Source organism: Hymenobacter sp. BT559, from assembly GCF_016427535.1.
In the GTDB taxonomy this organism is placed as follows: Bacteria; Bacteroidota; Bacteroidia; order Cytophagales; family Hymenobacteraceae; genus Hymenobacter.
Genome location: NZ_JAELXV010000005.1, coordinates 167,667 through 192,850, shown reverse-complemented (window position 1 = coordinate 192,850; position 25,184 = coordinate 167,667). Strand labels below are relative to the sequence as shown.

Genomic DNA, 25,184 nt, shown 5'->3' with positions numbered 1-25,184 from the left:
AAATGATTTCTGAAAAACAAACGACCAGCCCAGTCCAACTGGATTGGCCTCTTTCAGAAATCACCTAGACGACGAGTATGCACTCGAGCGTGAGCAGTACGCGCCCCGCCCTAGGTACCCCCGGCGGCGACGAATTGGCGGCCGTACCTACGGCCACGGATGCAGCCAGTGGCGCCGCGAGCGGTAGCCCGCTCCAGCACGGCGCTGGTAGCAAGGCCGGCGGTAGCGCCGGTGGTGCCTCGGGCAGCCACTTGGCAAAGCCCGCCGCGCTACTCTGGGCATTGAGCTTGTGCTGCGAGTGGCTAATGTCGCAGCAGCCGCTGGCGCGGCGCTTGCCGCAGGGCCGGCCCGGTTTGGCCGGGGCAGTCTCCTCGTCGTGGTTGGCCAAGCCCGGCAAGCTTAGCGCGACGGTGCTGCGCCCGCTAATGCGGCAGCGGTGGCGCTCGGCCGTGAGCCCCACCGACGTAGCCAACACCAAAAGCGCCAGCAAGGCGCTCAGCAAACGGTGATGACGAGGTAAGGGGCGTGGCATAGGTTATACAAAAATACACCACCTAGGGCGCTTGCCGCGTGCAGCAAACCCCCTAGGTGGTGTAAAATTTGGCCAGCGCCTAAGTAGGCTAGCGGCGCCCGCTTTTGCCTTTAAGCTTGTCCTTGGGGAGCTTCTTAGCAGCCTGCACCTGCTCATAGGCCAAGCGCTGCAGCTGCACGGCCACCGGCGGCGTAATGCCTAGCGCCGCGGCGGCCTGCTCGGTGCCCCCTAGCTTGCGTGGGTCGTAGCCGGCCACTTCGGCCAGCAGCACGCACGCATTCAAGTAAGCACCGTAGGCGCTCGGGTGGTAATGGTCGCTGCCCCACAAGTCGACTTTGCCAGCCTCGGGGGCATAAGGGTTCGGCAGGGCTACACCCTGCCGCACGGCCCGCAGCCAGGCATCGCCGGCCGGGGCCACGCCCGCAAAATGCCCGTCGCGGGCGGCTTCCTGATAGTAGGCCGTGTGCAGGTCGTGGGTCATCGAGTCGATGGGCAGGCCGCTGTAATTTTTCCCACTCGGGTAGGTGATATCGGCCCGCGCCCAGGTTTGGTAGAGGTATACCTGGGCGGCGGGGTTGGCCGTGTGTACCGCCTGCTCGAGCCGGGTAGCGTACTCGAAGAAGCGTGCCGGCTGCCCACCATGCCGTGTAGGCACCGGGCCGGTGCTGTAGTCGTGCATCACGACCTTGTCCCACTTGGGCTGCTTAATCACGGCCAGGGCGCTATCATAGTGAAACTTCAAGGTTTGCCCACTGATGACTTCTAGGTGCACATCGTAGGCTAGCCCCGCCTCATCAGTCATTTTCTTGAAGATGCCTGGGATGCCACCCCAGGGGCGCTCTTCGTGCTCGAAACGACGGCGGTGCTGGCCGGCGCTAGCCGGCTTGAAGTTCTCGTCGGTAACGGCCGAGGCGTTGTAGCTCAGCACAGGCTGAAAGGCCCCGTGAAAGAAGCTGTTGCCCACAAACAAGATGGTTTGCTTGCGAGCGGGAGCCGACCGCTGCGCCCAGCCAGGTAGGCCCAGCCAGCATATGGCGCCCGCCAGGGCCCAGCCGCGCAGAGAGGAGAGAGGATAGAAATTCATAGCTGCAAGTAAGGGCCGCCAGCGTGGACAGAGGCAAGGTCAGGGCTAATGTGCCAGTCTATTTGGACCAGGATATAACTGCTTGGCTAGGAAGGCAATTGCCTATTAAATGCAACCATGTTGCTGATATATTGGCTTTGTAAAAAAGAAAATCGAGTAGGGTTTGGGTCGGGCAATGCAGCTTGCAAAGGGCCTTTCATAGCCTGCAACCATGTTTCATGTGATTAAAAAAAGCGCTTTAAACGCTCCTGGGAGCCTTTTAAGACTGTGGTAAGAAGTGGTAGAAAGTGGCGGCTTTTTTGAAACGAATCGTACTTTTGTTCTTTAGCCCACGCCTACCGCCGCCTCTTTTTCCTGCCATGTCCCTATCTCTCACCGGCGAATACGATTGCAAGCTCGACCCCAAGGGGCGGCTGGTGCTGCCGGCGAAGGTAAAGGCGGCCTTGCCCGATGCCTATGCCAACCAGCTCGTGCTGGTGCGCGGCCTCGAGCCCTGCCTGGTGCTGTACCCTAGGTCGGCCTGGGACGTGATTCAGGCCCGGGTAATGGCCTTGGACGAGTTCAACGAGGAGTACCGGCAGTTTCAGCGTAACTTTCTGCGGGGCGTAACGGAGGTAGAGCTCGACAACATCGGGCGCTTTTTGCTGCCCGGCTCCATGCGCCGCTACGCCGGCTTGGAGAAGGAAGCCATTATTGTGGGCCTCGGCAACCGCTGCGAACTGTGGGACCCTACCCGCTACGACGACTACCTTATTAAGGACCCGGGCGAGTTTTCCAAGCTAGCCCAAAAATTCGTTTCCCTTTCACCCGATACGCCGGGCTCACCGGCTCTCTCTGCCTGATGAGCCTCGACCTTCGCCCCAACGATACTGCCTACCACCGCCCCGTGATGCTGGCCGAGTGCCTCGACGCGCTGGCCTTGCAACCCGCGGGCCGCTACGTCGATGTGACCTTCGGTGGCGGTGGCCACTCAGCGCGCATCCTAGAGCATCTGTCGGAAGGCCATCTCTACAGCTTTGACCAAGACGATGCCGCCGAACGAGAAGCTCAGGCGCTGGCCCGGCCGCAGTTCACGTTCATTCGAGCCAATTTTCGGCACCTTACCAGTGAGCTAGTTAGCCTAGGGGCTTTGCCCGTAGATGGCCTGCTGGCCGACCTAGGGGTGTCGTCGCACCAGTTTGACACCGCCGACCGCGGCTTCAGCACCCGCTTCGACGGGCCGCTCGACATGCGGATGAATCCCGAGGATGCCAGTGCCCTCACGGCCGCCGATGTGCTCAACGACTACGAGGAAGCCGCGCTGCACCGCATTTTTGGCATGTACGGCGAGGTTACCAATGCCCGTACCCTGGCCGCTACCGTGGTGCAGGCGCGTCGGCAGCGTCCTTTGCGCACCATTCAAGAGCTTAAGCAAGCTATTCAGCCCGTTACGGCGCGGGGTAAGGAGAATAAATATCTAGCTCAAGTATTTCAGGCCCTGCGCATTGAGGTCAACGATGAGTTGACGGCCCTGCAGGAGATGCTGGTGCAAACGGCTCAGGTGCTGCGTCCCGGCGGGCGCTTGGTCGTGATGAGCTACCACTCGCTGGAAGACCGGCTGGTCAAGAATTTCCTGAGTCAGGGCAAGTTTTTCGGCCAAGCCGAGAAGGATTTGTATGGGCGCACTAGCCTGCCCTTTGAGGCGCTGACGCGCAAGCCTATCGAGGCTTCGGCCGACGAAGTTGCCCAGAATAGCCGCGCTCGCAGCGCCAAGCTGCGGGTCGGCGTCCGAACCTCTATTCCCGCGTAAGCTCATGGCCGCCAACACGCTTCGCCCCACTGCCGGGGCGCCCCGCACCAATGTAGCGCGCCCCACTACGCCGCCGCCCGCTCCCGAGCCTATACCGGCGCCCGCCCCGGTAGCACCCGAGCCGTTGCCGGCTCCGGTAGCCGCCGTGCCCGAGCCGGAGGTTGAAAAGCCAACGCCGCCCCGCCGCAAGCCCGCGCCCGAACAGCTAGAGCGTCCGGCTTCGACTTGGAGCTTGTTCTCGCTACTCGACCGCTTTACGGGGCTCGATAGCTTCTTTGAAGAGGGCTTGCCGGTGCAGTACCTGCCTAAGGTGCTGTTCATCATGCTGCTTACCTTGCTATACATCGGCAATACGCACTACGGTAACCGCATGAACCGCAACATTCAGCGCCTCAAGCTGGAAACCGAGGACCTACGCGCCGACTACACCACGCTGTCGTCGGACTACATGGAAGCCAGCAAGCAAAGTGAGGTAGCGCGCAAGGTGGCCGCTATTGGACTGGTCGAAAGCTCGTCGCCGCCCTTCCGCATTGCGGTGCCGGCCGGCCGCCTCGACGAGGCCCAACTGGAAGACATGCCCGTACTCACGGCCGACACCCTGGCCGCCCGTGCTGCTCGCGACTCGGCCGCCGCCCAGCGCGCCGATTCGCTCCTAGGGCGCGCACGCCGCCAGCAAGCCGCCGAAGCAGCTGGTACAGACGATGCCCTCGAAGTAGGTCCGCCCCCGCCCGGCTTGGAAGAAGAGGCTGATAATGACCATATTGCCTCCGAAAGGCCAGCGGTTCAAGCTCGGAAAGTAACTGTAAAAAGTTCCGAAAAGAGTTCTAAAAAGTCCAAGACGGCACAAAGTAAAACCACTTCCACGCGTTCTAGTAAGCCTCGGGCTGAAGTAGCCAAAGGCACTAAAAAGAAAGAAGCCCATGAAAGGAAGCGTTAAGAAATCCATCGTCACGCGGGTGCGGCTGGCATTTCTGGGCGTGGCTATTTTCTCGAGTGCCATCGCCTGGAAAATCTCGCACATCCAGTACCAGGAGGGCGCCAAATGGCGGGCTCTGGAGCAGGAGCGCCGCATTAGCTACCAGTCGGTGCCGGCTACGCGGGGCAATATTTTCGCCAATGATGGCAAGAGCATCATGGCTACTTCGCTGCCCTTTTACCGGGTGGCGTGGGACCCGGGCGTGGTCGATAAGGTCATGTTTCAGAAGGGGATAGATTCGCTGGCTGGTAATCTGGCCCGCTTCTTCGGCGACCGCAGTAAGGAGGAGTACAAGCGCCGCCTGATTACTGCTTACAACGCCAAAGACCCTGCTGTGCGCTACCTGCGCTTAAACTCGCGGCAGATTAACTTTCAAGAAAAGAAGGAATTGACGAGCTGGCCCATCTTTCGGGCCAAGCGTAAGGGCGGGGTTATTTTTGAGAAGGTAGATAAGCGTTTCCGGCCCTTTGGTGGGCTAGCGCAGCGCACCGTGGGCTTCGTAAATGAAGACAAAAACGGCGCGGGCCTGGAGTTTACGTTCCAAACCAAGCTAGCTGGCAAGGCCGGCGAGGCGCTGTACGAGCGCGTGCCAGGTGGCATGAAGCCCGTGTACGATGGCACCGAAATCAAGCCCCAGCCAGGCTACGACATTAAGACGACGCTTGACATCAACTTGCAGGATGGCGCCGAAGATGCGTTGTACCAAGCCTTGGTAGCCAACGATGCGCAGTACGGCTGCGCCATTCTGATGGAGGTGCGCACTGGCGAAATCAAGGCAGTGGCCAACCTAGGGAAGGCTTCGGACGGCACCTATAAAGAAGACTACAACTACGCCTTTGCCGACCAGGGCCGTACCGAGCCGGGCTCCACGTTCAAGCTGGCGTCGATGATGGCTTTGCTCGAAGCGCACCCCGAGATTCAACTCGACGACATGGTGGATACCGGCAACGGGCGGATGCTTATTGGCGGGGCCGTGAAAACAGACACCCACGGCTACGGCAAGATAACCGTGCAGCAGGTGTTTGAGAAGTCGTCGAACATCGGCGTGGCCAAGCTGGTAAACCAGTATTTCAGCGGTAATCCCTCGGCTTACACCGACTACCTGAAGCGCTTCGGGCTGCCCAAGCCCCTAGGGTTCCAGATGGCGGGCGAGGCCTTGCCTTATATCAAAGACCCCAAAGACCGGACTTGGAGCCGCACTTCGCTCACGACCATGTGCATCGGCTACGAGTTGAAAATTGCGCCTCTACAAACGCTGGCTTTCTACAACGCCGTGGCTAATGGCGGCGTGAAGGTGCAGCCGATTATTGTGAAGGAAATCAAGCAGGCTGACCAGGTGCTGGAGCAATTTGAAGCCCCAGTGCTGAACCAGAAAATCTGTTCTGACGAAACCCTGCGCAAGCTGCATGCCATGATGGAAGGCGTAGTGCTGGAAGGCACGGCCCGCAAAATCAGGCCCACCGACTACAGCATTGCGGGCAAGACAGGCACAGCCTGGAAGTTTAAGAACGGCCATTATACTAAAACGTACTCGACTAGCTTCTGCGGGTTTTTTCCGGCCGACAAGCCCAAGTACAGCTGCATCGTGGTGATAGACTCGCCGAGCAAGGGTGGCTGGTCGGGAGCCGAAGTAGCTGCCCCAGTATTTCGCGACATTGCCGACCGCTGCATGGCCCGCGACCAGGCCAGCCAGCGCCCTATGCTAGCGCGGGTGCCCGCCCACCGCTCGCCCGCGCCGCTTGTGCGCGCTGGGGTGCAGGATGAAATAGCTCTGGTCTGCCAGCGCATTGGCCTGCCCGCCCAAACCCGGGCCACCGGGGGCGAGGAGTGGGTCCGGGCCACCCGTGCCGTAGACACGGCCGTAGTGACGCGCGCCGTAGAAGTGACGCCCAACACTACCGTGACCCGTGCTGGCCGCATGCCCGATGCCCGCGGCCTCACGCTGCGCGACGCCCTATTCTTGCTCGAAAACCGGGGCCTCAAGGTGCGCACCAACGGCACCGGCCGCGTGCGCGAGCAATCGGTAGCGCCTGGCGAGTCGGTGAAGCGTGGCTCGGTGGTAAGCCTGGCCCTGGCGCCCACCGCCGCCCTAGCCGCGGCGCCGATGGCCTTGCCTGAGCCGACTCACACCGAGATTGCCGAGAACACGCTGTTGGTGCCCGCTGAGCACGAAAGCCGCCCCGTTCGCAGCACCAAGCTCATAGCGACCAAGCCGACTAAGCCGGCCGAAAAGCCCGCGAAGACTAAAGGTGCCACGAAGTCTGAATCAACTTTGGTAAAGGATACTAACGCTAAAGCCAAGCCTGCGAAAAAGACCACGCCCAGCGCTGACAAGAAAAAGCCGGCGCCCAAGAAAACCTCTGCGGCCGACATCCGCACCGCGCAGCAGCCTGCTGCTAAGCCTGCCGTAGCCAAAGGCAACCGCGCATCTAAACCTGCTTAATGAACCTTCCGCTCTTCTCCCTGCTCACCGAGGTTGCCGTGCTGGCGCAGCATGGCTCGCCCGACGTGCCCGTCAGCGGCCTTACGCTCGACTCGCGCCAGGCGGGCCCGGGCCTGCTATTCTGCGCTCTGCGCGGCACTGCTACCGATGGGCACCAGTTTATCGGCAAAGCCGTGAGCCTAGGGGCCGCCGTGGTGGTGTGCGAAGAGCTGCCCGACGAGCTAAACCCCGCTACCACCTACGTGCAGGTGGCCGATAGCGCGGCGGCCCTAGGTCCCATTGCCAGCGCGTTTTACGGGCATCCGTCGCGCCAGCTCCAATTGGTGGGCGTCACGGGTACCAATGGCAAAACCACTTGTGCTACACTCTTGCACAAGCTGCTGCGCGAGCTGGGCTACCACTGTGGTCTGCTGAGCACAGTTCAGAACCAGATTGACGAAACAGTGGTGCCCAGCACGCACACCACGCCCGACGCCATTCGGCTCAACGAGCTGCTGGCGCGCATGGTGGCTGCCGGCTGCACCCACGCCTGCATGGAGGTGAGCAGCCACGCCGTGGCCCAGCACCGCATTGGCGGACTGCGCTTTGCGGGGGGCGTGTTTACTAATCTCACCCACGACCACCTCGATTACCACGGCACGTTTGACAACTACCTGAAGGCTAAGAAAGGCTTTTTCGACGCGTTACCTAAGTTGGCTTTTGCCCTCACCAACGCCGACGACAAACGCGGCCCAGTGATGCTGCAAAACACCGCTGCCCGCCGCGCTACTTACTCCCTCCGCACAGCTGCCAGCTTCCGCGCCCGGCTGGTCGACAACGAGCTGCACGGCCTGCACCTAGAGATTGAAGGCCGTGAAGTACAGTTTCGGCTGATTGGTATTTTCAATGCTTACAACCTGCTGGCGGTGTATGGCGCGGCGGTGTTGCTAGGCGAAGACCCCACCGAGGCGCTCACCATTCTCTCGGGCCTCACCACGGCGCCGGGCCGCTTCGAGCCCGTAGCCGTGCCCGGCAGCGCAATCATCGGTCTCGTGGACTACGCCCACACGCCCGACGCGCTCGAAAACGTGCTTCAGACCCTGCACCAGACGCGCCGGCCCGAGCAGCGCATCATCACGGTGGTAGGCTGCGGCGGCAACCGCGACGCGACCAAGCGCCCCATCATGGCGAGGTTGGCGGCGCAGCTTTCCGACTACGCCATCCTCACCGCCGACAATCCGCGCGACGAGGACCCGCTGGACATCTTGTACCAGATGCAGGCTGGCCTCACGCCGCCCGCCGATGCACATGTGCAATTGATAGCTGACCGCCGCCAAGCCATCCGGGACGCCGTGAGCCTGGCCCGTCCTGGCGACCTGGTACTGGTGGCTGGCAAAGGCCACGAAACCTACCAGGAAATAAAGGGTGTCAAACTACCCTTCGACGACCGAGAGGAACTGCGCAAAGCACTCTCAGAAATTAAAAATTAAAGGACCTTTGTCAGTGCACGCGACGCAATCGCGCTGCTTGTACTACCAGTTGGTTCCTACTTCAAGCCCATGCTTTATTACCTCTTTCGCTACCTCCACGAGCACTACCACATTCCGGGCATAGGGGTGTTTCAATACACGACCTTTCGCGCGGCGCTGGCGGTAGTTACATCGCTGCTCATTGCTCAAATTTTTGGGGGCAAGCTCATTGGTGTGCTGCAGCGCAAGCAGCTGGGCGAAACTATCCGCGACCTAGGCTTGCAGGGCCAAAGCGAGAAAAAAGGTACGCCCACAATGGGCGGCCTCATCATCTTGCTGGCCATTCTGGTACCCGTGCTGCTGTTTGCGCGCCTGCGCAATATCTACATTATTCTGATGCTACTCAGCACCGTGTGGCTCGGGCTGATTGGGTTTCTGGACGACTACATCAAGATTTTTCGCAAGAATAAAGAGGGCCTGAGTGGACGCTTTAAAATACTGGGGCAGATTGGCTTAGGTATTACAGTGGGTTGGGTATTGTTCTACAGCAACGAGATTACCGTGCGGGAGTATTTGCTGCCCAACGGGCAATACTCGGCGGTAGATGCGTCCAAAGTTTTTAAGGACGTGCACCTAGCTATTACGACGGTGCCGTTTATGAAAAACAACGAGCTGAACTACGGTGACTTGTTTGCGCAGGCCGGCACGGCGTTCAAAGGCTTGTATGGCTTGTTCTACATTCCTATCGTCGTTTTTCTGGTAACGGCCATCAGCAACGGTGCCAACCTCACCGATGGTCTCGATGGCTTAGCGGCGGGCACTTCAGCCATTATTGGCGTTACGCTGGCCATTTTCGCATTTGTGAGTGGCAATGCACTGTTGGCTGATTACCTGGATGTTATGTTTATCCCGGATTCTGGCGAGTTGGTTGTGTTCTGTACGGCTTTCGTGGGAGCCTGCATCGGGTTTTTGTGGTACAACTCGTATCCGGCGCAGGTATTTATGGGCGATACCGGCTCGCTGGCCCTAGGTGGCATTATTACGGTGCTGGCGCTGGCCGTGCGCAAAGAGCTGCTAATTCCAATTCTGTGCGGGGTATTTATTATCGAAAACCTGTCGGTAGTGGTGCAGGTGAGCTGGTTTAAGTACACCAAACGCAAGTATGGTGAGGGCCGGCGCTTGCTGCGCATGTCGCCGCTGCACCACCATTTTCAGAAGCTCGGCTACCACGAGTCTAAAATTGTAGCGCGCTTCTGGATTATTGGTATTATGCTGGCTGTCATTACATTAGTGACACTGAAATTGCGTTAAGGAAAAGTAGGGTATGATGGAAGGTTCGAAAAATATTGTCGTCCTAGGTGCTGCCGAAAGCGGGGTAGGCGCTGCGCTGCTGGCCCAGGCCAAAGGGCACGCCGTGTTCGTATCAGACCGCGGCCCTATTCAACCCGAGTACAAGGATAAATTGACGCAGGCGGGTATTGCCTTTGAAGAAAACCAGCACACGCTCGACCGCATTCTGCAAGCCGATGAGGTGATAAAAAGCCCCGGTATTCCGGAGAAAGCGCCGGTTATTAAGGCCCTGCGCGAGCGCAGTATTTCCATCATTTCGGAGATAGAGTTTGCCAGCCGCTACACGCAGGCGCGCTACATTGCCATCACGGGTACCAACGGCAAAACCACGACCACGCTGCTCACCTACCACCTGCTGAAAGAGGCGGGCTATAACGTGGGCTTGGCGGGCAATATCGGTTACTCGCTAGCCGAGCAAGTGATTGAAAACAAGTTCGATTACTACGTGCTGGAGCTGAGTAGCTTTCAGCTCGATGATATCGAATATTTCAACCCCTGGATAGCCGTACTGCTGAACATCACGCCCGACCACCTCGACCGCTACAACTACTCGATGACCGAGTACGCGCAGGCCAAGCTGCGCATTGTGCGTAACCAGGACAGCAGCAGCTATTTCATTTACAACGCCGACGACGAAAACATCCTGGGGAATTTTAAGGCGGCGCTGCGGCCCATGCAGCAAATGCCTTTTAGCCTGCACCAGCGGACCGATTTTCAGTTGGCGGGACACTACGAGAAAGAAGATTCTCTGTGCGTGGATTTGCAGCCGGGCTACTACAGCGAAACCGAACACATTAGCACCGCTAATTCGCCGCTCATTGGCGAGCACAATCGCCAGAACGTACTCGCCGCCGTGCTGGCGGCACGTGTAGCGGGCGTCTCTATCGCGCAGATTGAGCAGGCCCTAGGTACCTTCCACAACGCCGACCACCGCTTGCAGTTGGTAAAGGAACTGGATGGCGTAGCCTACATCAACGATAGTAAAGCGACCAACGTGGAGGCGGCTTGGTACGCCCTCGATGGCGTGAAGCGCCCCATTGTATGGATAGCTGGTGGCACCGACAAAGGCAATGACTACGCGCCGCTGCAGCCCCTGGCCCAGCAAAAAGTGAAGGCGTTGATATGCCTAGGAGTGGACAATGCCAAGCTACGCGCCGCCTTTGCCGACCAGGTGCCGCACCTCGAAGAAACCCAGCGCATGACCGACGCCGTGCAGCGCGCCGCCGCCCTAGCCGCCCCCGGCGATGTTGTGCTGCTGTCGCCGTGCTGCGCCAGCTTCGACTTATTTAAAAACTACGAAGACCGCGGCCGACAATTCGCCGCTGCGGTGCAAGAGTTAGAAGTTAGGAGTTAAGAATACAATCCTCAAATTAACGAGGACTAGTAATCATAACCCACAGAGAATTAAAGTCAGCCCGCCACAAGCGGGCGTATCTGCGAAATCCTAAAAATCCGTTTCAATCTGCGATTTATGCAAGCAATTCGGCTTACCTGGCTTCAGCGCAATCTGAAAGGGGACCCCATTCTGTGGGCCATTGTTATTCTGTTTTCGCTCATCAGCATCGCGGTAGTGTACTCGGCCACGGGCACGCTTGCCTACCGCCAAGAGCTGCACGGCCGTGGCGGCTCGGTAGAAGGCATCGCGCTCAAGCACACCAGCTTGATATTAGTGGGCCTAGGGCTGATGTGGCTAGCGCACCGCATCGACTACCGCCATTATTCGCGGCTGTCGCTGTATGCGCTGCTGCTGTCGGTGCCGCTGCTACTGTACACTTATTTCTTTGGTGGTACCACCCTCAACGACGCGTCGCGCTGGCTGACGATTCCGGTAATCAATCAAACCTTCCAGCCATCCGACTTGGCCAAGCTGGCGCTTATTACACACCTGGCCAGCATGCTCAGCCGCCGCCAGCAGCACATCAACGACTTCTGGAGCACGCTCTTTCCGGTGATGATGTGGGTAGGGGTGATTTGCGGATTGATTATTTTGTCGAATGCTTCGACGGCAGTACTACTGTTTCTGACCTGTCTGTTGCTCATGTTTATCGGCCGGGTGCCGATGAAGCACATGGTGCTGATGGTAGCCATCGGCATTACGCTGGGCGGGGCGGGGCTATGGGCGGGGCAGCGCCTAGGTACGGTTATCTCGCGCGTATCAAACTTTACCGATGCTAAGAAGAAACCGCAGTTTCAATTAGAGCACTCGTTTATCGCCATCGCCACGGGCGGCGTGAGCGGCAAGGGGCCCGGCAAAAGCACTGAGCGCAATATCATGCCGCACCCGTATTCCGACTTTATCTACGCCATTATCATCGAGGAATATGGCATGATTGGCGGCCTGTTCGTGCTGTTTCTCTATTTGGCCTTTTTATACCGAGGCTTGAAAACCGTGATGAATAGTCACGGCGCGTTCGGGGGCCTTTTGTCGGCTGGCTTGTGCTTTAGCCTAGTCTTGCAGGCGATGGTAAATATGGGCGTAGCCGTGGGCCTAGGGCCCGTGACGGGCCTGCCGCTACCGCTACTTAGCATGGGCGGCACTTCGCTCATTTTTACGGGTTTGAGCATCGGGATTATCCTGGCGGTGAGCCGCGGGGAGCGCGAACTTCGGCCCATGACCGGCGAAGACCCCGGTGCAGCACGCATTCCAAGCAAGCGGGCGCAGTATGCGTAAGTTGAAGCCATTAGCTATTGGCTTTTCAGCAATAAATATTAATTAAAAAGCTAATAGCTAGCGTCTAAAAGCTAACTGCTTGCTTATGAAATTCATTATCTCCGGTGGTGGCACAGGCGGGCATATTTTCCCGGCCGTGGCCATCGCTAACGAAATTCGCCGTCGTGAACCTACCGCCGATATCCTCTTTGTAGGAGCAAATGGGCGGATGGAAATGACGCGCGTGCCGGAGGCGGGCTATCCGATAATTGGCTTGGATATTAGTGGTTTGCAGCGTCGCCTCACGCCGCAAAACTTGCTGTTTCCGGTGCGGGTGTTTCGGTCGGTGCGTAAGGCGGGCAAGCTGCTCGAGCAGTTTCGGCCCGATGCGGTGGTGGGCGTGGGCGGCTACGCTTCGGCGCCGGTGCTGCTGGCGGCCACCTCGCGCGGCATTCCGAGCCTGATTCAGGAACAGAATTCCTACGCCGGGCTGGTGAATAAACTGCTGGCCCGCCGCGTCAATAAAATCTGCGTCGCCTACGACGACATGGAGAAGTTCTTCCCGGCCGAAAAACTTGTCCTAACTGGTAACCCGGTGCGTAGCGAAATCGCCCGCGGCAACCGTGCCGAGGCGCAGCAGTTTTTTGGCCTCGATTCAGCTAAGAAAACGCTGCTGGTAGTGGGCGGCAGCCTAGGGGCGCGTACCCTCAATTTGGCCACTGCGGCCGCCCTAGGTCGCCTGCGAGAAGCGGGCGTACAGCTGCTCTGGCAAACCGGCAAGCTCTACTACCCCGAGGCCAAAGAGCAAGCCGCTCCTTACGCCACTGACAACCTACACGCGTTAGAATTTATTCAGCGCATGGACCTGGCTTACGCCGCCGCCGATGTAGTCATCAGCCGAGCCGGTGCGTTGTCGGTATCAGAGCTTTGTCTGACGGGAAAAGCGGCCGTGCTGGTGCCTTCGCCCAACGTGGCCGAAGACCACCAAACCAAAAACGCCTTGGCCCTGGTGAGCAAAGGCGCCGCGGTGCTCATCACCGACGAGCACGCCGCCGCGCGCCTCTACGACGAAACGCTGCGCCTGCTCGCCGACCCCGAGCGCCAGCAACAGCTCAGTGCCCGCGTGCAGGAGTTGGCCCGCCCCGATGCTACCACGGCCATTGTAGATGAATTATTTAGCTTGTTGAAAAAGTAATCCGGCTTCGGTCGGCAACACCTGCCACTGATGCTGGCAGGCCATTCGTATGCAGCAATTTCCTTACATTTTTTTCCTAGGTATCGGGGGCATTGGCATGTCGGCGCTGGCGCGGTGGTTTAAAGCCAACGGCCATCGCGTGAGTGGGTATGACAAAACCGAAACCCCGCTGACACAGGCGCTGGAAGCCGAAGGAATTGCCGTGCATTACGTTGATGACGTGGCCAATATTCCGGCCGAAGTGCAAGCGAATAGAGCGCAAACGCTCGTAGTGCTCACGCCCGCCATTCCGGCCGACAGCCAAGAGTGGGCGTGGCTGCGTGCGCAGGGCTATGATATTCGTAAGCGCAGCCAGGTGCTAGGCGTGCTCACGCAGGGCCGGCCAACCATTGCGGTGGCTGGCACGCACGGCAAGACCACTACTAGCAGCATGGTGGCGCACTTGCTGCAGCACGCGGGTGTAGATGCGGGCGCCTTCCTGGGAGGCATTGCGGTGAACTTAGGAAGCAATCTATTGCTGCCCAAGAGCCCCGACGCGCCCGTGGTGGTCGAAGCCGACGAGTACGACCGCAGCTTCCTGACGCTGCACCCTGACGTGGCTATCGTGACCAGTACCGATGCCGACCACCTCGATATTTATGGTACCAAAGAGGCCTTGGTGGAGTCGTTTTGCCAGTTTGTAGCGCAGCTCAAGCCAGGCGGCACGCTACTGCTTAACCACACGGCCGATGCCCGCGTGGCGGCGGCCGCGCCGGCCGGTACGCGCGTGCTGCGCTATGGCCTGACGGCCGACCAAGGCGCCGATTTATTTGCGGGTACTATCACGCCCGAGGGCCATCGGTTCAACTTTGATTTGCACGGTCCGCAGGGCGTGGTGGCGGGGCTGCAGCTCGCCGTGCCGGGCTTCCACAACGTGGAGAACATGCTGGCTGCCGTGGCCGTGGCGCAGGCCTACGGTGTGGAGGAAAACGCGCTGCGGGCGGCAGTGGCAGCCTACCGCGGAGTAAGGCGGCGGTTTGAGTTCATCGTGACTGGCTCCGATAAGGTGTACGTGGACGACTACGCTCACCACCCGCGCGAAATAGAGGCCTTCCTGCGTTCGTTGCGGGCATTGTATCCGGCCAAAAAGCTGCGGGTTATTTTTCAGCCGCACTTGTTTACGCGCACTCGCGATTTTGCTGAGGGCTTCTCCCAAAGCCTGAGCTTGGCCGATGAAGTAGTGCTGCTGGCTATCTACCCAGCCCGCGAGTTGCCGCTGCCGGGCGTCACGTCCGACATGCTGTTGGAAAAAATCACATCGCCAAAAAAATCGATTCAAACCAAAGCCGAAGTGCTGGCCAACGCCGCCGAGCAAGCCGATTTTGACGTGCTGGCCACGGTAGGGGCCGGTGACATCGACACGCTGGTACCCGAATTAAGAACCATCCTGATGCGCTAGCCTTGGCTCAGAAAAAATTAACCATAGGCCCCTAGGTACCTGTTTGCTTTACATGGAAAAGAACGTTCGCAATTTACTCGTCGCGTTTGCCTGCCTGCTGGGCTTGGTGGCCGCTGCTGCGTTTGCGGCGTTTCGGCAGGCGCACCGGCCCGTGAGCGATATTGTGGTCAATATTGCCAACGAGTCAAATAATTATTTTATCAGCGAGCGGGGCGTTACGGCTCTGCTTACTAATGGTGGCAAAGAGCCCGTGCTAGGTACTATGCCCGAGGGCCCGCGGCTGCGTGTGCTGGAGGCGCGCCTCAAGGCGCACCCTTTCGTGCGCGACGCTCAGGTGTACCGCGATTTAGCTGGCAATCTGCACGCTGACATTCACCAAAACCACCCCATTGCGCGGCTGGTGCACCCCGACGACCGCCTCGACAGCTACGTCGATGCTGAAGGCAAACGCTTGCCTTTGTCGCCGCTTTACACGGCCCGCGTGGCTACCGTAAGCCGGGCGGGCGGCGGCGGGTTGCCCACAACCTTTTTTCAAGATAGTACGTCACGGGGGTATCTCGATTTTCTACGTTACGTAGACGAGCATCCCTTCTGGCACGCTCAGGTGGCCGAAGTATTCGTCGAGCCAGGAGGGAAGCTGAGCTTCACGCAGCAGGTCGGTGACCAGCGTATAGAGTTCGGGCCACCTGAAAATATTTCAGAAAAATTCGCCAAATTGATGGTATTTTACCGACAAATTCCTTCCGTTTTAGGGTGGGATACTTACCACCGCGTCAACGTGGAATACCAAAATCAAATCATTTGTGAATGACAAATGATTGAAAACTAGATTTCTAATTTTTGACTATTTAGCTAACTAGCTTAGCCTCCGCTCTTTCACGCTCGCCCTACACCCATGCAACAAGATAAAATCGTCGTCGGTCTCGACATTGGCACCACTAAAATATGCGCCTTGGTGGGACGTAAAAACGAGTATGGCAAGCTCGAAATGATGGGCATGGGCACGGCAGTATCCGACGGTGTACAGCGCGGCATTGTGCTCAACATCGACAAGACGGTAGAGGCCATCAAGCGCGCTATTCGCCAGGCCGAAGAGCAGTCGGGCATTGATATCGGCGTAGTAAACGTAGGCATTGCGGGGCAGCACATCAAATCGCTGCAGCACAATGGCTCGATTACGCGGCCCAGCGGCGACAACGAGATTACGCAGGATGACGTGAACCGCCTCACGGCTGACATGTACCGGCTGGTAACCCCGCCCGGCTCGCAGATTATCCACGTGATGCCGCAAGACTATAAAGTTGACTTTGAAGGTGGCGTAACCGACCCAGTGGGTATGGCTGGCGTGCGCCTGGAAGGCAATTTCCACATCATTACTGCCCAGAGCGCTGCTATCAACAACATCAATAAGTGCGTGACCCGGGCGGGCCTCGCCATTGAAAACCTGATTCTGGAACCGCTGGCCTCGAGCGTATCGGTGCTGAGCGACGAAGAGAAGGAAGCGGGTGTAGCACTCATTGATATCGGTGGCGGTACTACTGACCTAGCCGTGTTCAAGGATGGCATCATCCGCCACGCGGCGGTACTGCCGTTTGGGGGTAACATCATCACCCAGGACATTAAGCAAGGCTGCAACGTGACGCCCAACCAGGCCGAGCAGCTAAAGGTAAAGTTTGGCAAAGCCATCGCCGAAGAAGCGTCGGACTACGAAATCGTGAGCATTCCGGGTCTGCCCAACCGCCCGCCCAAAGAGGTGTCGCTCAAGAACCTGGCCTACATCATCGAGGCCCGTATGTCGGAGATTATCGAGCTGGTGTATGCCGAAATCTACCGTATGGGCCTGCACGAGCACCTTTCGGCGGGCATCGTGCTGACTGGCGGCGGCTCGCAGCTGCAAAACCTAGAGCAGCTGACCGAGTACCTCACCGGCCTCGACACTCGCATTGGCTACCCCAACCAGCACCTAGGCAAGAGCAAAATCGAAACCGTAAAGTCGCCGATGCACGCCACGGGCGTAGGCCTGGTGCTGGCTGGCTACCAAGCCCAGGACGAGCGCAACAGCGCACGCCCCGGCTATGGCGAGGAAGAGATTGCGAGCAGCTACAGCTACCAGGCGGCGCCCCCAGTGGCTGCGCCCGCTCCGGCAACCGTAGTTCCCAGCTTCACTGCTGCCCCGGCTCCGGTACCCGCGCCGGCTCCTAAAGCACCGGAGCCGCCCAAGGAGCCCAAGTCTCCGAGCAAGTTTGGCTCCTACCTAGGCGACATTACCCGCAAGCTGAAGGGTATCCTGATTGACGATTTTGACGATAAACAATATTAATATCTTGTCATGCTGACGCAGGAAGCATCTTCTCACCTTCTCTCGTCAGATAGTTAATAGTTAGGCGCTGCGAACGTGAGAAAATGCTTCGCAAGCTCAGCATGATAAACGACCGTTACTATGAATTTTACTTTCGATATACCATCCCAGAGCCGCTCGATTATTAAGGTAATCGGAGTAGGAGGTGGGGGCTCCAACGCCGTGAAGCACATGCACAAGCAGGGCATCAAGGATGTGGAGTTTATCATTTGTAATACCGACCGGCAAGCCCTCGAAAGCTCGACGGTGCCAAACAAGCTGCAAATCGGAGTTGACCTGACCGAAGGCCTCGGTGCGGGTGCCAAGCCCGAGCGCGGCCGCCAAGCAGCCCTCGAATCGCGCGAGCAAATTCGGGAGCTACTTAGCAACGGCACCAAAATGCTGTTCATTACGGCAGGCATGGGTGGTGGCACCGGCACTGGCGCCGCGCCCGTTATTGCCCAGGTAGCGCAAGAACTCAATATCCTGACCGTTGGCATCGTAACGGCGCCCTTCCTGTTTGAAGGCAAGAAGAAGCGCGACCAAGCTGAGCAGGGTATTAAGGAGCTGAGCGAGAACTGCGACACAGTGCTCGTGATTCTCAACGACAAGCTGCGCCAGCTCTACGGCAACCTGACGATGGGTCAGGCTTTCGCTAAGGCCGATACGGTGTTGACGACGGCCGCTAAGTCGATTGCCGAAATTATTACGGTAACCAGCGACGTAAACGTGGACTTTGAAGACGTGAAAACCGTCATGAAGGACTCAGGTGCGGCCGTAATGGGCAGCTCCATCACGGAGGGTGAAAACCGCGCCCGCCGGGCCGCCGAAGAGGCGCTGAACTCGCCGCTGCTCAACAACACCGACATTCGGGGGGCACAGCGAATTCTGCTCAGCATTATGTCGGGCGACCAAGCCGAGCTGGAAATGGATGAACTCTCGGAAATCACGGAGTACATCCAGGGTAAGGCAGGTGAAGATGCTGAAATGATTTTCGGCCACGGCATTGACGAAACCCTAGGTCAGAGTATTCGCGTCACGGTAATCGCGACGGGTTTTGCCCGCGAGGCGCACACCATCAACGCCAATGGCCGGCCTAACAATGCGAACGCGACGCCCGAGCCGGCAGCCGCACCTGAGCCCCAGCCCCAACCAGTGGCCGTGGAAAAAGAGCGTCCTAGCGCGCCTGCACCTGCGGCCCCCGCTGCGCCGATGGTGCCCACCTTCACTGCGCCTGTTACGCCCGAGCCCGCTCGTGTCACTTTTGACCTGAATGGCCCCGCGGCTCCCTCGACCCACGCCCCGCTCACGGGTGCCCCCATCACTGCGCCCGGCGAGCCGGTGCTCGTGACGGGCAACACCCAGCCGGCACCCCAGCGCCCGCGGGCCGCGGCGCTAGAAGCGCAGGCTATTGAGCGTCGCAATCGGTTGATGCAGTCTTCCAGCCAGTCGCTGTCGCCTGAGGCCACGGCCCACCTCGATACGCCTGCTTACCTGCGCCGTGGGCAGAAGCTAGAGCCTTTGGCACCGAGCAACACGCAGAACATCTCGCGCTTCAACCTATCGGACGATAACGAGCTGCTCGGTGATAATCGCTTTCTGCACGACAACGTGGACTAACCGGCCCTAGGTAGCAGTTTTTACTGCTGCTGAGGTTAAAGCATAAAAAGGCTCCCCTTCTCTCCGTACCGGAAGAAGGGGAGCCTTTTTTAGTAACTCTGAGTAAATACTATAAGGGATTTGAGAACCGCCTGTCGGTGACAAACGTCGAATCTGTTAGCGTTTTCAAGAAGGCGATAACCTGGCGCTTCTCGGTGGCGGTGAGGTCCATGTGCGTGCCAAAGGGTAAGCTATTGATACCCGTGAGCAGCATGTTGTCGAGACCAGGACTGGCCATTTGCACGTGGTCGGAGTAGTGGTCGAGCACCTCTTCCAGTGTCTTAAAGCGGCCATCGTGCATGTAGGGCGCCGTGAGGGTAATATTTCGCAGCGTAGGCGCGATAAACTTGCCATTATCGACGGCCAGCTTCGTGATGCTACCCCGCCCGGGGTCGCTAAAGGTGAGGTCGAGGCCATTGTTGAAGAACTTGCCCTCGTAGTTGGAAGACATTAGCGGCTGCGTGTGGCAGTGGAAGCATTCGGCGCCGCGCACGCTGCCGGGGCTGATGTGCGTGGTATAAAGCACTAGGCCGGCTCTTTCATCGGCCGTGAAGCCCTGGCGGCCATTGGCCAGGTATTTATCGAAGCGCGAGTTGCCGGATATCATCGTGCGCTCAAACTGCGTCAGCGCCTTCAGTACCAAGTCATTGGTGATGGTGCGCGTGCCAAACGCGGCTAAGAATAGCGGAGGATAAGTAGTGGTGTTTTGCAGCTTGCTCACGCTTACCGTGAGGGGCTGATGCAGTTCGATGGGGTTTTCGAGTGGCTTGAGGGCTTGGGATTCCAGCGTCGAAAAAGCGCCATCCCAGGTAAGCGTGTTGCTCCACAATACGTTGGCGAGCGACATGGTGCCGCGTGGGTTGGCCACGCCATCTACGCCCACGGCTTTGGCCAAGCCATCAGTAAAAGCTTTGTCTTGCTGGTGGCACGAACCGCACGACATAGTGCCGGTGCTCGATAACTGCTTCTCATAAAAGAGCATGCGACCTAGGGCTACGCCCTCGTTAGTCAGCGGGTTATCGGCCGGAATAACGGGGGTAGGGAAGCCCGCTGGCACCTTGAGCGTGTAGGGCGTAGGGCCGGTGGGCTCGGGGTCAATGCCGCCCGAGTCGCGACAGCTGCCCAGGCTCAGGGCACCTAGGAGCAGCGTGAGGCCGGTTAGAAAACGCGTAAGGGGTAGCGGCATACTAACTTAGAGAAGGCAAGAAAAGCTCAAGATACGGTGCTGTCAGCGCCCAACACCAGCCAGCGGTAGTTGGTTTCGGGCGGCGGCTGGAGGCGGCGCAAAGCGCGGGTTGGTCAGCAAGCTATTGTCGGTCAAGGTATTCAAAAAGGCTAGTAGCTCTTGTTGTTCCTGGGCAGTGAGGGGCAGACCTAGGCGGCCATCGGGCTGGCGCAAGAGTGGGTCGAGGGTGCGCGAGGGGCGCACGCCATGGTCGTAGTGGGCCAGCACCTCGGGCAGCGTGGCAAAGCGGCCATCGTGCATGTAGGGCGCCGTGCGGGCCACGTTGCGCAGGCTCGGCACCCGGAAGCGGCCCGCGTCGGCGGGTAGCTGTGATATGTGCGCCCGGCCCGAGTCTACCGGAAACGTGCGGTCGAGGCCGTTATTGCGGAACGACTCGTCGGTGAACAAGTCGGTGGCGTGGCAGCCGCTGCACTTTTGCTGAAATAGCGCCAAGCCGCGTTGCTCGGGTGCCGTGAGTGTGCCGCCCGGTTCGTGCCGCACATGCTTGTCGTAGCGCGAATCGGCGCTGACGAGGGCCGACGTAAATTGCGCCAGCGCCTTGAGAAACTGTGGGGTATCAATCTTGCCCGGCCCGTAGATGGCCGCGAAGCGGCGGCGGTATTCGGGGTCAGCATTGAGCTTAGCCAGGGCGTCGGCCAGCGGCTCGTTCATTTCTTGCGGGCTCGTGAGGGGGGCCAGGGCTTGCAATTCCAAGCCGCGCACGCCGCCATCGGCCATAAAGCTGCGGTGCCAACCCAGGTTTTGCAGGGCGGGCGTATTGCGGGCGCTACGGCGGCCAGCTACCCCTAGGGCCAGTGCCTGCCCATCGGTGAAGGCGCGGCTTTGCTGGTGGCACGAGCCGCACGAGATGGTGCCATCGCTCGATAACCTAGGGTCGTAAAACAATTGCCGGCCTAGCTCGAAGGTGGCTTCATAGGGCTGGTTTTTGGCTACGTCATAAACCAGCGCCGGGAAGTTTGCGGGCGCTACAAAGGCCGCGTTTGGCCGCCGCAAGTGGGCCACGGCCGCGCTGCCAGCCGCCCCTAGGGTGCCTAGCAGTAAAATGCCAGCGAGCCAGCCCCTCCACGGAGTGCGCCTTGGTGCAGCCACGGTAGTGAGCTTATTCGGTAGTGATTTTCTCGACGCTGAACATGCCCGCCGCATAGTTTTGGGCGAGCTGCACCGACTGCGCGCTGGGCATGTGCGCACCAGTAAATGTGCTCAAGGCAACCGGCTTAGGGCCGTCGAACACCTTGGTGACGTTGGCGACCAAGTGCAGCTGTGGGGTGTGGTTGGCCTGCACCGTGAGCTTGGCCCCACTGAAGCTAGGCGTGGCCGTTACGATGGCGTTATTGGGGTCGGTGTAGCCGCCGATGTGGCAGGTGAGTGGCTTGTTGGGGGTAGTGGAGGTAATGGTGCCTTGCAGCTTCAGGAATATGTGGCCGCTGTTCCAGGTCCAGTACATGTTGTTGGCCTGGTTGAGGTCGCCGGTAAACGTGGCTGGGTCGGTGAGGCCAGTTTTTTGCGCATCCACGCCCACGATAAAACTCACGCCCGTGTAGTCGCCGGCCGGCACGCCAGGCACTGTAAAGCTCAGGCTGCTGGGCTTGGCCTGGTCTACCAGAAAGTAAGTGTCGGGCGCAGCGTAGGTGGAGCCGTCGCTTTTAATGAGTTTGATGTTTGAGAGGTAGTACTCAAACGTTTCAGTGGTAAAGGTTTCGCCAGTCGCCGTAGTCGCCACAGTATTATTCAGCACCAGGTCTTGCGAGCCCGCGACGTTGCGGACGGTAAAATTGACCGAGCCGGTAGGTTCGAGCGAGTCGCTGTCCTTTTTGCAGCCGCTGAACAGCGCGAGCGGGAGCAGCAGCAGCCCTAGGGTAGAAAAGCGGATTTTCATAGCTTGAAAAGAAGGAGATAGAGCGACGCGCTGCCAATGCAAAACAGTGGCGCCCCAAGCCACCTAGGGCACACGCGCCAGCGCCGAAAAGTTCGTGGTATTCACTTGCTAAGCTAGGGCCAACAGCTGAGAGCATGGTGAAGTTATCCTAGCCCAACCGACGGCCGGGCTTTTACTAACGAACTTTTGCGGGCCATAGTCTGCGCCGCTACGGCGGCGGGCCGTACTTTTGCGGGCGCATCCTCATTTGCCCTGCGTGAAGTCTGTTTTCGCCTATTTGCTCTCAGCCTTGGTGCTGCTGCAAACCTTCAGCCGCGAGCTGTTGGTGGTGGACTTCACGTTGAACCAAGCCACCATTACGGCGCGCTTTTGCGTCAATAAAGCCCGGCCTCAGCTGCACTGCGATGGCAAATGCTACTTTGCCAAGCAGCTGAAAAAGCAGGAGGAACGCGAAAGCAAGTCGGCCGGCCCACTGAAAGAGCGGCTCGAAATGCTGCCGGCTGCTTTCAACCCCTGGCAGCCGCGGCCGGCCCGGGTGGCTACCCGCGTGGCTCCGCGTTACGCTCCTGTGGCGGTGGGCACCTATGCCGCACCGCTCGGCGCCCTATTTCGCCCGCCGCTCGGCGCCTAAACCAACCAGCAAAGAGGGAGTTGCCGGCCGGCTCGGCCTGCCCAGCGCCTGTGCGCCGGCAGGTTGCCGCGCCTTGCCCCTAGGTTCGTTTAGTGCCTGATTAACAAGGGATGAAGTCTTATTTTGTTACTGCCGGGCTGGCCGTGGGCTGCCTAGGTAGCGCCTACGCGCAGCAAGCCCCGCTGCGTGGCACTATACTCGATGCCCAGTCGCAGCAGCCGCTGCCGGGCGCCACCATTATAGTGCCTGGCACCAGCACGGGTACCACCACCGACGCCAACGGGCGTTTTACGCTGGCCGTGCCTAGTGGTACCCGCGAGCTAACTATCTCGTTGATGGGATATAACGCGCAGAAAGTGCGCGTGTCGGGCGCGGATAACGTGCTCACGGTGCGGCTCGAAGCGGCGCCCGTAAACCTGCAAGGCGTGGTGGTGTCGGCCAGCCGCGAGCAGGAAAAGCGCACCGAAGCGCCGGTAGCCATCAGCCAGGTTTCGCCGCAGCTCATTGCCGACACCAAGGCCACGGCGCCGTACCAACTGCTTAATAAGGTGGCGGGCGTGTACATGGTGAACCTCGGCAACGAACAGCACATGATGGCTATTCGCCAGCCTATCAGCACCAACGCGGTTTACCTATACCTAGAGGATGGGCTGCCCATTCGGCCCATCGGCATCTTCAACCACAATGCGCTCTACGAAATCAACCAGGCGGGCGTGCGCAGCATTGAGGTGGTGAAGGGGCCGGCCTCGTCGCTGTATGGCTCCAATGCCATTGGTGGGGCTATCAACTTCCTTAGTCAGCGGCCCACGCCAGTGCCCACGGCGGGCGTGTCGGTGCAGGGCGATAACTTCGGCTACCGCCGCGTTGATGCCAGCGCCAGCGGCACCGTGGGCAAGCTTGGGTTGTACGCGGGTGGCTACGCGGCCCGCCAACGTAATGGCTGGCAAGACTATACCGATTTTGATAAGCAGTCGTGGACGCTGCGGGCCGACTATACCTTTAACTCGCGCACGCGGCTCATCGGTATGGGTACCTACAACTACCTCAACACCCAAACGCCCGGCACGCTCGACAGCACCCGCTTTTACAGCCGCCGCTACCAGAGCAACACCCGCTTCACCAACCGCGTGGTAACGGCCGTGCGCAGCAGCCTGCGCCTGGAGCACACCTGGAATGAGGCGCAGCAAACCGCTCTCACGGGCTTCTACCGCTACAACTCAACTGGCCAGCTGCCGAGCTACTTTATCAGCGACGTGCGGGTGAATGGCGTGTACCAAAGTTCGAATGGGCAGGTTAATAATCAGTCTTTCAATAGTTACGGCGCGTTGGCGCAGCACCGCATCGACTTAGGATTTCTGAACTCGCGGCTTATCGTGGGCGGGTATTTTGACTACAGCCCGAGCACGTATTGGGCGCGCTACCTCGCCATTCGGAAGGATGTTGCCAACAACTTCTACACCGGCTACACTGACACCGGCCGGCTGCTCGACGATTATAAAATCGACCTTTATAACACGGCCGCCTTTGCGCAGTACGAGGTGCAAGCCACTGAAAATCTGCGCATCGTGGGCGGGTTGCGCTACGACCGCGTGCAGTACAATTTCAATAATAACCTGAGCGGCAGTGCCACTTCGAAAAAGGCCGCGCAGCGGAATATCTATAACCTCGTAGCGCCTAAGCTCGGCCTGACCTACGCCCTAGGTACTAACCGGGGCGTGTACGCTAACTTCAGCACCGGCTTCCAGCCGCCCGAAACGGGCAGCTTGTACAGCTCGCGCCAGCTTATCGAACTCAAGCAAGCCAACTTTACCAACTACGAGGCCGGCGGCTGGGTGGCGCTGCTCGACCGCAAGCTCTACCTCGACCTCAGCGTGTATGACATGGAAGGGCGCAACGAGATTGTGAGCATCCTGCAAGCCGACAACTCGACGCAGAGCGAAAACGTGGGCGCCACCCGCCACCGCGGCGTGGAGTACACGCTGACCTACGCACCCGTGTCGGAAGTGAACTTCCGCCTCAGCGGCACGAACGCTCGCCATACCTACGTGGAGTACAGCGAGGTAGTGCAGGGCCGCAACCGCGACTACTCGGGCAACCGCATGCTGAACGCGCCTAACTGGATTGCCAACGCCGAGGTGTTTTACAAGCCGCGCTTTGTGCCCGGTGCCCGCCTTGGGGCCGAGTACCAGCGCATCGGCCAGTACTACACCAACACGGCCAATACTAAGACCTACGCCGGCTACAACCTGCTGAACCTGCGCCTAGGGTACCGCCTGCCGCAAACCACACTGCGTGGCCTCGAAATGTGGGCCAACGTGGTGAACCTCGGTAATGCGCTGTATGCTACTACGGTGACTACTAACCAGTACGGCACCACTTACCAGGCCGCCGCGCCGCGCACCTACACCCTAGGTGTGGGCTACACCTTCGCCGGCCGAGCCAAAGAATAACTCTTAGCTCGTCGGTCGTGCGACCCCACCCCCGGCCCCTCCCCTCCGGGGGTGGGGAGCCTGACGCCTGCTAACGTGA

General features: G+C 59.2%; 20 protein-coding genes. 15 read left to right on the top strand and 5 right to left on the bottom strand.

All coding sequences use genetic code 11. The annotated features are described in order from the left end of the window. Positions 1-64: 64 nt before the first annotated feature. A complete protein-coding gene (locus JAO77_RS17085) occupies positions 65-532 on the bottom strand; it encodes a hypothetical protein (RefSeq protein WP_198991622.1) in 468 nt (155 codons plus the stop codon). Positions 533-620: 88 nt separating this feature from the next. Continuing rightward, entirely contained in the window at positions 621-1,616 is a 996-nt protein-coding gene (locus JAO77_RS17080; RefSeq protein ID WP_198991621.1) for an SGNH/GDSL hydrolase family protein, read from the bottom strand. Between the two features lie 359 nt (positions 1,617-1,975). On the opposite strand from JAO77_RS17080, the gene mraZ reads away from it, so the two are divergent. From mraZ to ftsZ, 13 genes are all read left to right on the top strand, one after another. Then, the gene (gene mraZ / locus JAO77_RS17075; protein ID WP_198991620.1) at positions 1,976-2,458 is read left to right on the top strand and encodes a division/cell wall cluster transcriptional repressor MraZ; all 483 of its coding nucleotides are present in this window, start codon (positions 1,976-1,978) and stop codon (positions 2,456-2,458) included. Then, positions 2,458-3,405: a 16S rRNA (cytosine(1402)-N(4))-methyltransferase RsmH gene (gene rsmH / locus JAO77_RS17070; protein ID WP_235998486.1), complete on the top strand. Its 948-nt coding sequence runs from the start codon at positions 2,458-2,460 to the stop codon at positions 3,403-3,405. The genes mraZ and rsmH overlap by 1 nt, the downstream gene beginning before the upstream one ends. 4 nt (positions 3,406-3,409) lie before the next feature. Continuing rightward, entirely contained in the window at positions 3,410-4,342 is a 933-nt protein-coding gene (locus JAO77_RS17065; RefSeq protein ID WP_198991619.1) for an FtsL-like putative cell division protein, read from the top strand. Then, complete coding sequence (locus JAO77_RS17060) at positions 4,326-6,824, top strand: PASTA domain-containing penicillin-binding protein (RefSeq protein WP_198991618.1); 2,499 nt, start codon at positions 4,326-4,328, stop codon at positions 6,822-6,824. The genes JAO77_RS17065 and JAO77_RS17060 overlap by 17 nt, the downstream gene beginning before the upstream one ends. Further along, positions 6,824-8,293 carry a UDP-N-acetylmuramoyl-L-alanyl-D-glutamate--2,6-diaminopimelate ligase gene (locus JAO77_RS17055; protein WP_198991617.1) on the top strand — a complete coding sequence of 490 codons (1,470 nt, stop codon included), beginning with the start codon at positions 6,824-6,826 and terminating at the stop codon, positions 8,291-8,293. The genes JAO77_RS17060 and JAO77_RS17055 overlap by 1 nt, the downstream gene beginning before the upstream one ends. Positions 8,294-8,362: 69 nt before the next feature. Further along, positions 8,363-9,583, top strand: coding sequence for a phospho-N-acetylmuramoyl-pentapeptide-transferase (gene mraY, locus JAO77_RS17050; RefSeq protein WP_198991616.1), 1,221 nt, complete (start codon positions 8,363-8,365; stop codon positions 9,581-9,583). Positions 9,584-9,596: 13 nt separating this feature from the next. Then, entirely contained in the window at positions 9,597-10,976 is a 1,380-nt protein-coding gene (gene murD / locus JAO77_RS17045; RefSeq protein WP_370550231.1) for a UDP-N-acetylmuramoyl-L-alanine--D-glutamate ligase, read from the top strand. 117 nt (positions 10,977-11,093) lie between these two features. Further along, positions 11,094-12,293 carry an FtsW/RodA/SpoVE family cell cycle protein gene (locus tag JAO77_RS17040; RefSeq protein ID WP_198991615.1) on the top strand — a complete coding sequence of 400 codons (1,200 nt, stop codon included), beginning with the start codon at positions 11,094-11,096 and terminating at the stop codon, positions 12,291-12,293. 85 nt (positions 12,294-12,378) lie between these two features. After that, positions 12,379-13,467, top strand: a complete 1,089-nt coding sequence (gene murG, locus JAO77_RS17035; RefSeq protein WP_198991614.1) for an undecaprenyldiphospho-muramoylpentapeptide beta-N-acetylglucosaminyltransferase — start codon at positions 12,379-12,381, stop codon at positions 13,465-13,467. A gap of 43 nt (positions 13,468-13,510) precedes the next feature. Next, positions 13,511-14,905: a UDP-N-acetylmuramate--L-alanine ligase gene (gene murC / locus JAO77_RS17030; RefSeq protein WP_370550235.1), complete on the top strand. Its 1,395-nt coding sequence runs from the start codon at positions 13,511-13,513 to the stop codon at positions 14,903-14,905. A 52-nt stretch (positions 14,906-14,957) separates the two neighbouring features. Further along, positions 14,958-15,716, top strand: a complete 759-nt coding sequence (locus JAO77_RS17025; RefSeq protein WP_144852822.1) for a cell division protein FtsQ/DivIB — start codon at positions 14,958-14,960, stop codon at positions 15,714-15,716. Between the two features lie 84 nt (positions 15,717-15,800). Next, the gene (gene ftsA, locus JAO77_RS17020) at positions 15,801-17,225 is read left to right on the top strand and encodes a cell division protein FtsA (protein ID WP_198991612.1); all 1,425 of its coding nucleotides are present in this window, start codon (positions 15,801-15,803) and stop codon (positions 17,223-17,225) included. Positions 17,226-17,345: 120 nt separating this feature from the next. After that, positions 17,346-18,863, top strand: coding sequence for a cell division protein FtsZ (gene ftsZ, locus JAO77_RS17015; protein WP_198991611.1), 1,518 nt, complete (start codon positions 17,346-17,348; stop codon positions 18,861-18,863). Positions 18,864-18,972: 109 nt separating this feature from the next. Here the strand turns inward: ftsZ and JAO77_RS17010 are convergent, their stop codons facing one another. Genes JAO77_RS17010 through JAO77_RS17000 form a run of 3 tightly spaced genes read right to left on the bottom strand, consistent with a single transcriptional unit; the run spans position 18,973 to position 22,024 of the window. Continuing rightward, positions 18,973-20,088, bottom strand: coding sequence for a cytochrome-c peroxidase (locus JAO77_RS17010; protein ID WP_198991610.1), 1,116 nt, complete (start codon positions 20,086-20,088; stop codon positions 18,973-18,975). 42 nt (positions 20,089-20,130) lie between these two features. After that, positions 20,131-21,237 (bottom strand): cytochrome-c peroxidase, encoded by a 1,107-nt coding sequence (locus JAO77_RS17005; RefSeq protein WP_198991609.1) that lies wholly within the window; start codon positions 21,235-21,237, stop codon positions 20,131-20,133. A 10-nt stretch (positions 21,238-21,247) separates the two neighbouring features. Next, positions 21,248-22,024 (bottom strand): MbnP family protein, encoded by a 777-nt coding sequence (locus tag JAO77_RS17000; protein WP_198991608.1) that lies wholly within the window; start codon positions 22,022-22,024, stop codon positions 21,248-21,250. A gap of 256 nt (positions 22,025-22,280) precedes the next feature. Between JAO77_RS17000 and JAO77_RS16995 the strand changes: the two genes are divergently transcribed. Together JAO77_RS16995 and JAO77_RS16990 are read left to right on the top strand one after the other, a co-directional pair. Then, a complete protein-coding gene (locus JAO77_RS16995; RefSeq protein WP_198991607.1) occupies positions 22,281-22,655 on the top strand; it encodes a hypothetical protein in 375 nt (124 codons plus the stop codon). A gap of 110 nt (positions 22,656-22,765) precedes the next feature. Further along, complete coding sequence (locus JAO77_RS16990; protein ID WP_198991606.1) at positions 22,766-25,105, top strand: TonB-dependent receptor; 2,340 nt, start codon at positions 22,766-22,768, stop codon at positions 25,103-25,105. The last annotated feature ends 79 nt before the right edge of the window (positions 25,106-25,184 follow it).

Coding starts and splice junctions, on each gene's coding strand:
- JAO77_RS17085 (WP_198991622.1), bottom strand. CDS start 532: ATGCCACGCCCCTTACCTCGTCATCACCGTTTGCTGAGCGCCTTGCTG.
- JAO77_RS17080 (WP_198991621.1), bottom strand. CDS start 1,616: ATGAATTTCTATCCTCTCTCCTCTCTGCGCGGCTGGGCCCTGGCGGGC.
- mraZ (WP_198991620.1), top strand. CDS start 1,976: ATGTCCCTATCTCTCACCGGCGAATACGATTGCAAGCTCGACCCCAAG.
- rsmH (WP_235998486.1), top strand. CDS start 2,458: ATGAGCCTCGACCTTCGCCCCAACGATACTGCCTACCACCGCCCCGTG.
- JAO77_RS17065 (WP_198991619.1), top strand. CDS start 3,410: ATGGCCGCCAACACGCTTCGCCCCACTGCCGGGGCGCCCCGCACCAAT.
- JAO77_RS17060 (WP_198991618.1), top strand. CDS start 4,326: ATGAAAGGAAGCGTTAAGAAATCCATCGTCACGCGGGTGCGGCTGGCA.
- JAO77_RS17055 (WP_198991617.1), top strand. CDS start 6,824: ATGAACCTTCCGCTCTTCTCCCTGCTCACCGAGGTTGCCGTGCTGGCG.
- mraY (WP_198991616.1), top strand. CDS start 8,363: ATGCTTTATTACCTCTTTCGCTACCTCCACGAGCACTACCACATTCCG.
- murD (WP_370550231.1), top strand. CDS start 9,597: ATGATGGAAGGTTCGAAAAATATTGTCGTCCTAGGTGCTGCCGAAAGC.
- JAO77_RS17040 (WP_198991615.1), top strand. CDS start 11,094: ATGCAAGCAATTCGGCTTACCTGGCTTCAGCGCAATCTGAAAGGGGAC.
- murG (WP_198991614.1), top strand. CDS start 12,379: ATGAAATTCATTATCTCCGGTGGTGGCACAGGCGGGCATATTTTCCCG.
- JAO77_RS17025 (WP_144852822.1), top strand. CDS start 14,958: ATGGAAAAGAACGTTCGCAATTTACTCGTCGCGTTTGCCTGCCTGCTG.
- ftsA (WP_198991612.1), top strand. CDS start 15,801: ATGCAACAAGATAAAATCGTCGTCGGTCTCGACATTGGCACCACTAAA.
- ftsZ (WP_198991611.1), top strand. CDS start 17,346: ATGAATTTTACTTTCGATATACCATCCCAGAGCCGCTCGATTATTAAG.
- JAO77_RS17010 (WP_198991610.1), bottom strand. CDS start 20,088: ATGCCGCTACCCCTTACGCGTTTTCTAACCGGCCTCACGCTGCTCCTA.
- JAO77_RS17000 (WP_198991608.1), bottom strand. CDS start 22,024: ATGAAAATCCGCTTTTCTACCCTAGGGCTGCTGCTGCTCCCGCTCGCG.
- JAO77_RS16990 (WP_198991606.1), top strand. CDS start 22,766: ATGAAGTCTTATTTTGTTACTGCCGGGCTGGCCGTGGGCTGCCTAGGT.